The 11,190-nt window shown below is 64.3% G+C and carries 7 protein-coding genes and 1 tRNA gene; 7 read left to right on the plus strand and 1 reads right to left on the minus strand.

Annotation, left to right across the window (positions count from 1 at the left end; all coding sequences use genetic code 11):
- The first annotated feature begins 7 nt into the window (after positions 1 to 7).
- The 5 genes from ACYYG1_RS08540 to ACYYG1_RS08560 all read left to right on the plus strand — a co-directional run bounded on the left by ACYYG1_RS08540 (position 8) and on the right by ACYYG1_RS08560 (position 7,377).
- Positions 8 to 1,609: an N-acyl-D-amino-acid deacylase family protein gene (locus ACYYG1_RS08540; RefSeq protein WP_461209880.1), complete on the plus strand. Its 1,602-nt coding sequence runs from the start codon at positions 8 to 10 to the stop codon at positions 1,607 to 1,609.
- A gap of 343 nt (positions 1,610 to 1,952) precedes the next feature.
- On the plus strand, positions 1,953 to 2,906 hold the full coding sequence (locus ACYYG1_RS08545) for a UDP-glucuronic acid decarboxylase family protein (protein ID WP_461209888.1): 954 nt from the start codon (positions 1,953 to 1,955) through the stop codon (positions 2,904 to 2,906).
- Complete coding sequence (gene galE / locus ACYYG1_RS08550; RefSeq protein ID WP_461209881.1) at positions 2,899 to 3,891, plus strand: UDP-glucose 4-epimerase GalE; 993 nt, start codon at positions 2,899 to 2,901, stop codon at positions 3,889 to 3,891. Before ACYYG1_RS08545 ends, galE begins: the two co-directional genes overlap by 8 nt.
- A 27-nt stretch (positions 3,892 to 3,918) precedes the next feature.
- Complete coding sequence (locus ACYYG1_RS08555; RefSeq protein ID WP_461209882.1) at positions 3,919 to 5,952, plus strand: glycosyltransferase; 2,034 nt, start codon at positions 3,919 to 3,921, stop codon at positions 5,950 to 5,952.
- A 156-nt stretch (positions 5,953 to 6,108) separates the two neighbouring features.
- The gene (locus tag ACYYG1_RS08560) at positions 6,109 to 7,377 is read left to right on the plus strand and encodes a class I SAM-dependent methyltransferase (protein WP_461209883.1); all 1,269 of its coding nucleotides are present in this window, start codon (positions 6,109 to 6,111) and stop codon (positions 7,375 to 7,377) included.
- 171 nt (positions 7,378 to 7,548) lie between these two features.
- Here the strand turns inward: ACYYG1_RS08560 and ACYYG1_RS08565 are convergent, their stop codons facing one another.
- Positions 7,549 to 8,691, minus strand: a complete 1,143-nt coding sequence (locus ACYYG1_RS08565; protein ID WP_461209884.1) for a UDP-galactopyranose/dTDP-fucopyranose mutase family protein — start codon at positions 8,689 to 8,691, stop codon at positions 7,549 to 7,551.
- A gap of 143 nt (positions 8,692 to 8,834) precedes the next feature.
- Here ACYYG1_RS08565 and serS point away from each other — a divergent pair, with 143 nt between their 5' ends.
- Positions 8,835 to 10,112 carry a serine--tRNA ligase gene (gene serS / locus ACYYG1_RS08570; RefSeq protein ID WP_461209885.1) on the plus strand — a complete coding sequence of 426 codons (1,278 nt, stop codon included), beginning with the start codon at positions 8,835 to 8,837 and terminating at the stop codon, positions 10,110 to 10,112.
- 397 nt (positions 10,113 to 10,509) lie between these two features.
- Positions 10,510 to 10,585: transfer RNA gene (locus tag ACYYG1_RS08575), tRNA-Lys, on the plus strand.
- Positions 10,586 to 11,190: the final 605 nt, after the last annotated feature.

An 11,190-nucleotide genomic window follows, 5' to 3' on the forward strand; every position in this document is an offset into this window, starting at 1 on the left:
GAAGACAATGAAAGCCGATCTGCTGATCAAGAACGCGCGCATCGTCAACGGCCTGGGCACCCCCTGGTTCCGGGGGGACGTCTGCGCGTCCCGGGGCCGCATCCTGGCCATGGGTCCGGCCTGCGGCAAGGACGTGGACGCCGTGGAGACCATCGACGCCGAGGATCGCTACCTCATGCCGGGGTTCGTGGACCTGCACACGCATTCCGACTTCGACCTGCTGCGCTCCCCGGACGCCCAGGTCAAGCTGCGCCAGGGCGTGACCACCCAGGCCATCGGCCAGTGCGGATACAGCGCCGCGCCCGTGAGCGACGAACGCCTGGCCCTGCTGGAGAACTACACCGGATTCATCCGCGCCGGGGTCGCACCGGACTGGGCCTGGCGCAGCTTCGGCCAGTGGCTCTCGCGCCTGGAGGCCCTGCCGCTGGGCACCAACGTGGCCAGCTTCGTGGGCCACGGCACCGTGCGCATCGCGGTCATGGGCTTCGAGAGCCGCGCCGCCACGGCGGATGAAATCGAAACCATGCGCTCCCTGGTGGCCCAGTGCATGGCCGAGGGGGCCGTGGGCATGACCAGCGGCCTGGTCTACGCGCCCGGGACCTACACCTCCCCCGGGGAGCTGGCCCAGGTGGCCGCCGGCCTGGCCGAATTCAGCGGCCTGTACGAGAGCCACATGCGCGACGAGGCCGCGGGGGTGGTGGAGAGCGTGGCCGAGCTCATCAAGGTCGGCCGGGAGGCGGGCATTCCCGTGCAGATCTCCCACCACAAGGCCTGCGGCCGGCCCAACTACGGCCTGGTGGACCAGACCCTGGCCATGGTGGACCAGGCCCGGGCCGAGGGCCTGGACGTGACCATGAACTTCTACCCCTACGACGTGGCCAGCACCACCCTGCGGGCCTTCCTGCCTTCCTGGGTCCAGGAGGGCGGGGTGGACAGGCTCATCGAGCGCCTGGGCGACCGGGACGTGCGCGCCAGGATCAGCGCGGAAATCCAGGACCCGGACTGCGGCTACGACAACTACTACCTGAACAGCGGCGGCCCCGACGGGATCATCCTGCTGTTCTTCCCCCGGACCCCGGAATACGAGGGCCTGACCCTGGCCGAGGCCGCGGGGCGCATGGGTAAGTCCCCCCTGGAGACGGCCTACGAGCTGATCATGGCCAACAAGGGCGAGGACAACTGCGGCTACCGCATGATCTCCGAGACGGACATGGAGAAGGTCATGCGCCATCCCGCGGCCATGGTGGCCTCGGATTCCATTCCCTGCCCTCCCGGAGGCAAGGCCCATCCCCGCTCCTACAGCACCTTCCCGCGCGTCCTGGACCGCTACGTGCGCCAGCGCGGGGTCCTGCCCCTGGAGGAGGCCGTGCGCAAGATGAGCGCCTTCCCGGCGCAGCGCCTGGGCCTTTACGATCGGGGCGTGCTGGCCCCGGGAATGGCTGCGGACATGGTCCTGGTGGACATGGACCGCATCCGCGACACGGCCACCTTCGCCGACCCTTCCGCCGCGCCCGAGGGCCTCGACTGCGTGGTGGTCAACGGCGTGGTCTGCATGCGCGACGGCCAGGGCGCCGGGGTCTCCTCGGGAGCGGTGCTGCGCGCGCGCTGATTTCTTTGTCCTCGATACCTCCTGCTGGCCGTCGCCCGTCGTGGGCGGCGGCCTTCCCATTTTCGGCGTCCTGGACGGCTTTTTGCAAAATGCCCAGGGCGATGGTCCCGGCGGCGCACTGCTGTCGGCGGCGTCCGTGTCCGGTTGGCGCAACAGCATGATTTTCAAGGGTAAAACTTGGAAAGACTGGTGCGGCGGACGTGGCGGCATATTGACGCCGGCGGCGGCCCGCTTGTGGGGCTCCGCGCGGGCGTGGTATATGCCGGAAACATAATGCCGAAGAATCCTGGGAAGTTTTCCTTCGGGCGCGGCGAAAACGGAGTTTTGCATGTCCAAACGAACCATGGGCTGGCCCAAACGGGTCCTGGTCACCGGCGGAGCCGGATTTCTGGGCGCGCACCTGTGCAAGCGCCTGCTTGCGGACGGCTGCGACGTGTTGTGCGTGGACAATTTCTTCACCGGGTCCAAGAACAACATCCGGCACCTGCTGGACGATCCGCATTTCGAGATCATGCGCCACGACGTGACCTTCCCGCTGTACGTGGAGGTGGACGAGATCTACAACCTGGCCTGCCCGGCCTCGCCCGTCCACTACCAGCACGACCCGGTGCAGACGCTGAAGACCAGCGTGCACGGGGCCATCAACATGCTGGGCCTGGCCAAGCGCACCAAGGCCAAGGTCCTGCAGGCCTCCACGTCGGAGGTCTACGGCGACCCCGAGGTCCATCCCCAGACCGAGGACTACTGGGGCCACGTCAATCCCCGGGGCCTGCGCTCCTGCTACGACGAGGGCAAGCGCTGCGCCGAGACGCTCTGCTTCGACTACAACCGCCAGCACGGCCTGCGCGTGAAGGTGGCGCGGATATTCAACACCTACGGGCCGTTCATGCATCCGGACGATGGGCGCGTGGTCTCCAACTTCATCGTCCAGGCCCTGGCGGGCAAGCCGCTCACCGTGTACGGGGACGGGTCCCAGACCCGTTCCTTTTGCTATGTGGACGACCTCATCGAGGCCTTCGTGCGCTTCATGAACAACACGCCCGACGAGTTCTGCGGGCCCATGAACCTGGGCAACCCCGGGGAGTTCACCATCCTGCAGCTGGCCCAGCGCGTGGTGGAGATGACGGGTTCGTCCTCGCAAATCGAATTCCGCGAGCTGCCCTCGGACGACCCCATGCAGCGCAAGCCGGACATCTCCCTGGCCAAGCGGGAGATCGGCTGGGAGCCCAAGACGCCCCTGGACCAGGGGCTCGGAAAAACCATCGCCTATTTCAGGGAGCTTCTGGGCTATGCCTAAGACCGTGCTCATCACCGGCGGGGCCGGGTACATCGGCTCCCACGCCAACTGCGCCCTGGCCGAGCGGGGCTACGAGACCCTGGTCCTGGACAACCTGGTCTACGGGCATAGGGACTTGGTGCGGTGGGGGCGGCTCATCGAGGGCGACATCGCCGACGCCGCGCTCCTGGACCGTATCTTCGCCGGGCACAAGGTGGACGCGGTGATGCATTTCGCGGCCTTCGCCTACGTGGGCGAGTCCGTGGCCGACCCGGCCAAATACTACCGCAACAACGTGGGCGGCACCCTGAGTCTGTTGGAAGGCATGCGCCGGGCCGGGGTGGACAAGCTGATCTTTTCCTCCACCTGCGCCACCTACGGCGTGCCCGAGGAGATTCCCATCACCGAGGGGCATGCCCAGGCACCCATCAACCCCTACGGCCGCACCAAGCTGATGATCGAGCAGGCCATGGCGGACTACGGGGCGGCCTACGGCCTGCGTTCCCTGGCCCTGCGCTATTTCAACGCTGCGGGCGCGGACCCGACGGGCCGCGTGGGCGAGCGCCACGACCCGGAGACGCACCTCATCCCCCTGGCCCTCATGGCGGCCCTGGATCCGGCGCGGGAGCTGAAGATCTTCGGTACGGACTACGACACCCCCGACGGCACCTGCGTGCGCGACTACATCCACGTCACGGATCTGGCCGAGGCCCACGTGCTGGGCCTGGAATACCTCCTGGACGGCGGGGCGTCCGACGCCTTCAACCTGGGCAACGGGCAGGGCTTTTCCGTGCGCGAGGTGGTCCAGAGCGCGCGCCGCGTGTCCGGCAGGCCCGTGCGCGCCGTGGAGGCCGATCGCCGCGCGGGCGACCCGCCGTTCCTGGTGGGCTCGTCGCAGCGCATCCGCTCGGCCCTGGGCTGGAATCCGCGCCACGCGGACCTGGACGAGATCATGGCCACGGCCTGGGCCTGGCATCGCAAGGACCTGAAGAAGCTCGCGGCCTGAGCCCGCCCGGACGCAAAGGAATCAACCATGCAGATGCTCAACCTCGGCTGCGGCCAGCGCTTCCACCCCGACTGGGTGAACGTGGATTTTTCCAGCCCGGGCCCCGAGGTCTACGCCCACGACCTGGCCGAGGGGGTCCCGTTCCGGGACGCTTCCTTCGACGTCGTCTACCATTCCCATCTGCTGGAACATTTCAACAAGGACGATGCCGGGGCCTTTCTGCGGGACTGCTTCCGCGTACTCAGGCCCGGGGGCGTGCTGCGCGTGGCCGTGCCGGACCTGGAGTCCCTGGCTCGGAGCTATCTGCATTGCCTGGATGAAGCGGGCAAGGGGGACGAGAGCGCCCAGGCGAGGCATGAGTGGTCCATAATTGAACTGGTGGACCAGGGGACGCGCCACGGACCCGGCGGATACATGAAGAACTGGTGGCGGGATCCCACCCCCCGCGCCAGCGACTTCATTATTGAACGCCTGGGGGCCGAGGCCCGCGAGGGCATGAAGGCCCTGGCCGCAAGCCCCGGACAGCCCTACGTCCCGCCGAGGGACCCGCTGGCTGTGGGCCGTTTCCGTCTGGGCGGCGAGGTGCACCAGTGGATGTACGACCGTTTGTCCCTGGGACGCCTCCTTGAGGCCTGCGGGTTCCGCGAGGTGCGCACTGTCGCGGCCCACGAGTCCGCCATCCCGGATTTCGCCTCGTATCTGCTGGACGAGGAGGAGGACGGGTCGGTGCGCAAGCCCGATTCCCTGTTCCTGGAGGCCGTAAGGCCCAAGGCGGCCAAGGGGCCGCGGGTCCGGCCCCTGAAGGTGGTGCACCTGTGCGAGTCCAACCTGGGCGGCGCGGGCAACGCGGCCTCGCGCCTGCACCAGTCCCTGCTGGGCCAGGGCGTGGACAGCCACATGTATTCCCTGCACCTTGGGGCGGACGTGAACGCGCACCGCGTGCCGTGCGACGGCGTCCTGCCCGCAAGCGACGACGGCCGGGTCTGGACCTCGCCCCTGCACGGCCTGTTCTGGAAGAATTTGAATCAGGTCTACCGGCGGCATCCGGGCAGGCCCGAGGGTTTGGAACTGTTTTCCTCGCCCCGCTGCCGTTCCGTCCTGCGGACCCTGCCCCATCTGCGGGATGCGGACGTCATCAATTTCCATTGGATTCCCGGGATGGTGGATTTCGAGCGGGACCTGGAATTCCTGTCCGGCCGGACCATCGTCTGGACCATGCACGACATGAATCCGTTTACGGGCGGCTGCCATTACGCCTTCGAGTGCGAGCGCTACACCAGGGGCTGCGGCGCGTGTTGGCAACTGGGCTCGGACGCGGCGGACGAGTCCTCGCAATTTTTGGAGATCAAGCGCCAAGCCTACGCCAGGCTGAACATCACCCCGGTGACGCCCAGCCGCTGGCTGGGGGTCTGCGTGGACAAGAGCGCTGTGCTCGGGGGGCGCGGTTGCCGCGTGATCCCCTACAGCCTGCCCACGGACGTGTTCAAGCCCCTGGACCGGGGCGCGGAGCGCGAGGCCCTGGGCATTCCCAAGGGCGCGCGCGTGGTGCTCTTCGGCGCGGACAGCGTGACCCTGCCGCGCAAGGGGTTCTCCCTGCTACAGGGGGCGCTGGCCGCCCTGCGCGGGTCGGGTAAGGCCGGGGACTTGGTGCTGGCCGTGTTCGGCGGGGGCGAGGATCTGCCGGACCTGGGGCTGCCGACGTTGCGCTTCGGCCGCTTGTCCGACCCCTCCCAGATCGCCCGGGCCTACAACCTGGCCGACGTCTTCGTGGTGCCCTCCACGGCGGACAACCTGCCCAACACCGTGCTGGAGTCCCTGGCCTGCGGCACGCCCGTGGCGGGCTTCGACGTGGGCGGGCTGCCGGACATGGTGGACCACAAGGCCACGGGCTGGCTTGCGCCCCTGGGCGACGTGGTCGGTCTGGCCCAGGGCGTCCGCCATATCCTGGACAACGCCACCCAGGCCCAACGCCGCCTGTGCCGGGCCACGACCCTGGAGCATTGGGCCATGCCCGTGCAGGCCGGTCGCTACATCGAGCTGTACCAGTCTTTGCTGGGTTGAGACGCGGAACGGAAAGCCTTTGCTAGGGGGGCGTGCGGGAGAGGTTGGACGGGAAAAGCGGATGTCGATTTATGCTCTTATGTCGTTTTTTATTTGAAACGGTATCACATCTATTGAAATTTGTGGAAATGATAACAGCATAAGGATAGTTGAAGTATGTTTCAGAAAGATAAACTGGATTGGATCGGTGTGCGTTTTCTTGATGCCAACGTCAGAACGTTTTATTTTGAAGATAAGTTTTATAAAGCCGTATTTCCTGATAAACAAGAGTATGTTTCCAGCCTTTTTTCCAATGGCCTAATTCAACGCCTGGAGGAAATGGAACTTATCCCCAAGACGCGCAAGTGCGACTTGACTGTGGAGGGGTTCGCTTATGTCTTAGAGCAGTATACGGAGTATTTCAATATCTTGCCCAAGCACTGGAATCCCCTATTATTGAAGGATTCTGGATTGCTGTTTCTTCACCTGAACAAGGAATTGGCCAAGGATGGCTTGGGGACCATTGATGGTCATCCGTACAATATTGTTGTTCAGAAGAATTGTAGGCCTTTTTGGTGCGATATCGGTTCCATTGTTCCCCTTAGGGATAATCCGCTGCTGGGCCTCAATGAATTTATTCGGCATTTTGTTTATCCCATGTTGATACGGGCCAAGAGCCTGCACTTTGACAAGATTTCGAAGTTTCTGATGGAGGCCGGCTGCACCCCCGAAGAGGCTCAGTTCTTTTTGGGCGAAACCATTCCGGTTTCGACGGATCGTTTAGAGATGTTGGAGAAATTGGAACGGCTGGTGGAGCGGATCGAGTTTGCGTGGCAAAAGACCACCTGGAAGGGCTATCATGGCGAGCTGCTTTGGAATTCCACGGATCCGGAGGACGCGGTTGTTCAGGCCGGTGCACAATCTCGGGCCGCCATGCTGAAACGCATCATCCGTCTCATGCGTCCGAAGCGTGTGGTGGATTTCGGCGCCAATGGGGGCTATTTTTCTCAGGTTGCTGCGCATACCGGCGCGGAGGTACTCGCCGTGGAGTTGGACGAGGGTGCATGCGCGGAATGCTACGACAACTTTAACAAATCACCCGAAACAGCACGCATGAAGGTGGCCCAATCCGCTCTCTACGCCCCGGAGAAATTGCCGGACTTGGCGTTGGCCCTGGCGCTCAGCCACCATTTGTTTTTCACTCACCATTATCGTTTTGAGGTGATGGCGAAGGTGTTCGCAGCCACCACTTCGCGGCATCTGATCACCGAATTCATGCCCAATGGGTTGGGTGTAGGAAAGACTCGGCCCAATCCGCTGCCTTCCGACTACAAACTTGAAATTTTTGTACAGGAGTTGCAACGGTATTTCGAGCATGTGGAGGTCGTGACCTATCCCGAATACCACCATCGGGTTTTGTTGATATGTCGCAACAAGAAGGCCTAGGCGCGGACCACGCGCTTGGTGCGTTGGCCGGATCTGAATCGTGCAGGCGAACCAGCGTCCTCGTACGATGTGCATCCGTCTTGATGCGGCGTTACCGCACTGGTTTTCAAGAGAAAAAAGAAGATTCGACGCGGGGGCGAAACGTTCGCTGCTTGCGGGATGCCCTCCGCCTCAGCCTGTCTTCCTGATGTCCCTGTCGTAGATCGTGAGCGCCGCCAGGATGGTGGCGTCCATGTCCAGGTAGGCGTAGGTGCCCAGGCGCCCGCCGAAGATCACGCCTTTTTCCCTGGCGGCCTCGGCCTGGTACAGGGCCAGGCGCTCCCTGTCCGCCGGGGTGTTCACCGGATAGTAGGGGTCGTCCCCGGGTCCTGCGCCGCGTGAGAATTCCTTGAAGGTCACGGTGGCCTTGTCCGTGTAGTTCCGCTCGGGGTGCAGGTGGCGGAACTCGTGGATGCGCGTGAACGGGATTTCGGGATCCGCGTAGTTCATGACGTTGGTGCCCTGGCGGTCGGCCACGGGGTGCACCTCGCGTTCGAAGTCCAGGGTGCGCCAGGCCAGCGGCCCGAAGCGGTGTTCGAAGTAGCGGTCCAGGGGCCCGGAATAGACCACCGTGGCCGTGTCGGGCACCATGTCGCGGACCTCGAAGAAGTCCACACCCGTGAAGACCTCGATGTTCGGAAGGGCGAAGACCCTGTCGAACAGCGCGGCGTAGCCGTCCAGGGGCAGGCCCTGCCAGCGGTCCGTGAAATAGTCGCATTCGAACCCGTGGCGGAAGGGCAGGCGGGTGATGACCGAGGCGGGCAGCTCGCGCGGGTCCGTCTCCCACTGCTTCATGGTGTAGCCGCGGATGAAGGCCTCGTACAGCGGGCGGCCCACCAGGGAGATGGCCTTCTCCTCCAGGTTCGTGGGCTCGTCCACCCCGTCGCGCGCGGCCTCGGCGCGCACGAAGTCGGCCACCTCGGCGGGCGTCAGGTCCAGCCCGTAGAAGTTGTTGATGGTCATCAGGTTGATGGGCATGGGGTAGGTGCGGCCCTTGTGCCGGGTGAGCACCTTGTGGCGGTAGCCGTTGAAGTCGGTGAAGCGGGTCACCCAGTCCCAGGCCCGTTCGTGGCGGGTGTGGAAGATGTGGGTGCCGTAGGTGTGGCACTCGATGCCCGTGTCCGGGTCGGCATGGGAGTGGCAGTTGCCGCCGATGTGCCTGCGCCGGTCCAGCACGGCCACGGGTTTGCCCAGGTCGGTGGCGATGCGCTCGGCCATTACCGCGCCGAACATGCCCGCGCCGACCACGATGTATTCGAATCCGGAAAGGTCCATGGTTCCTCACAAGGTTGTGGCGGAAAAATAGACCGCCGGGAAAGGGTTTGCAAGGCCCGTACCCCGGGGCGCGGGTTGCGGAGCGGGCACGGAAACTATATAGCTTGCTGTTGCGCCGGGAGCCCCGGTCAATGGGAGGAGACATGCTTGATCTGAAGTTCATCCGCAAGAATCCGGAATTGGTCCGGGATTCCATCGCCCGCCGCAGGGCCAAGGTGGACATGGAGGCCTTCGCGGGCCTGGACGAGCGCCGCCGGGCGCTCATCGCCGAGGCCGAGGCCCTGAAGGCCGAGCGCAACGCCGTGTCCAAGGCCATCGGAACCGTGAAGAAGGCCGGGGGCGACGCATCGGCCGAGCAGCAGCGCATGGCCGAGGTGGGCGAGCGCATCAAGGCCCTGGACGACGAGCTCCGGGACGTGGATGCCGAGGTCCAGGCCTGGCTCCTGTCCGTGCCCAACATCCCCCACGAGAGCGTGCCCGACGGCGCCAGCGACGAGGACAACCCCGAGGTCGCCCGCTGGGGCCAGAAGCCCGAGTTCGACTTCACGCCCAAGGAACATTGGGAGATCGGCGCGGCCCTGGGCGGCCTGGATTTCGAGACCGGGGCCAAGCTGGCGGGCAGCCGGTTCGTGGTGTACCGGGGCTGGGCAGCTCGCCTGGAGCGCGCCCTGGCCGCCTTTATGCTCGACGTGCAGACCCAAGACCACGGCTATTTCGAGGTCCTGCCCCCGGTTATCGTGAACCGCGAAACCATGACCGCCACGGGCCAGCTCCCCAAGTTCGAGGAGGACCTCTTCAAGCTCGGGGACACGGACTATTACCTCATCCCCACGGCCGAGGTGCCGGTGACCAACCTGCACCGCGACGAGACCTTGGAAGAGGACGACCTGCCGCTGAAGTACGCGGCCTGGACCCCCTGTTTCCGCTCCGAGGCCGGGTCCTACGGCAAGGACACCAAAGGGCTCATCCGTATGCACCAGTTCCAGAAGGTGGAGATGGTGCGCATCGAGAAGCCCGAGGATTCCTACGCGGCCCTGGAGGAGATGCGCTCCCACGCTGAGGCGATCCTCAGGAGGCTGGGCCTGCACTACCGGGTGGTGACGCTATGCACGGGCGACCTGGGCTTCTCCGCGGCCAAGACCTACGACCTGGAGGTCTGGCTGCCCGGGCAGGACAAATTCCGCGAGATTTCCTCCTGCTCCAACTGCGAGGACTTCCAGGCCCGGCGCGGCGGCATCCGCCTGCGCCGCAAAGGCGCCAAGAAGCCCGAACTGGCGCATACCCTGAACGGCTCGGGCCTGGCCGTGGGCCGGACCCTGGTGGCGGTGCTGGAGAACTACCAGCGCGCCGACGGCGGGGTGGATATTCCCGAGGCGCTTCGGCCCTACATGGGCGGCCAGGAGGCCATCCTGCCCAAGTGATCGGGGAACATGGAATCGATACGCACCGGCGGCCGCGAGGCCGCCGGTTTTTTTATGCCCCGCCGGGGGCGGGACCGGAGGCGGCCCTGGCATCCGGACGCCCATGGCCGCAAAAAACGCCTCGGGTCGGGCTCCGCGCCTCGGCGGTCTCATATGCTGCTGGAAAGTTGGCGGGAGGAGAGGGGGGAAGGAGGAGGCGGACAAGGGCCAAAGGTCCAGGCGACCCGTGCCCGCCATCCGATTCAGTTTCACTACCTGACCATGCGCACGCCCGGGCGTCAACCCATGGGAAAGGAAAGATTTCCCAAAGCACGCGTCCGCCTTGCCGAGGGGCCGCGCCCTGGGCTACATTCCCCTTGACAGAAGAAGTCGCCCCGGCTACCTAAACTTCCCCCATGGGCCGTTAACTCAGTTGGTAGAGTATCTGCCTTTTAAGCAGAGAGTCACTGGTTCGAGCCCAGTACGGCCCACCATAAAAATCCAATACCCCCAGCAGTTTATTAAGGCTGCTGGGGATTTTTGTAGGGTTTGATTCTTGGGCAAGCCCAGAAAGTCTTGATCCCCCCCCCTCGTAATTCCCAGATCATTCTCTTGATTTCTTGCGCTTTGTGCTTTCGCCGAAGGCCAACCGCCTCAATTAGGCTGCCCCGGTTTCGGGGTTTCGACATAAGCCGGAAGAACAAAGGAGTTTCTCCTGTTTTCTGGCATGGTCACTCGAGTCTCCCTTTATATACCGCCTCCGATTTGAAAACGCTTTGAACTATGAGAGCTCGTGGCTGATTAGCCACAAGGAGAGCAGATATGAAACGACGGAAATGGATGCTGGGGCAAAATGGCCGTAGTGCTTGAAGGTGTCGCGGGGCGGTCGATCTGTGAGATTTGCGCAGAGCATGAAATCTCGCCACCGCAGCACTACTGCTAGCGGCATCGGTTCTTTGCTGGAGTATATCGGGCGATCGCCAAGAATGAGAGGGATTCTCGGGTGAGGAAACAAACCTGCGACTGTGCTGAGATGGTTATCACCTGACAGTAGGCCATGAAATGAGCGTGGTCATGCCGCCCTTGGTTGGGGTACGGC

Source organism: Desulfocurvus sp. DL1XJH-121 (genome assembly GCF_054819825.1).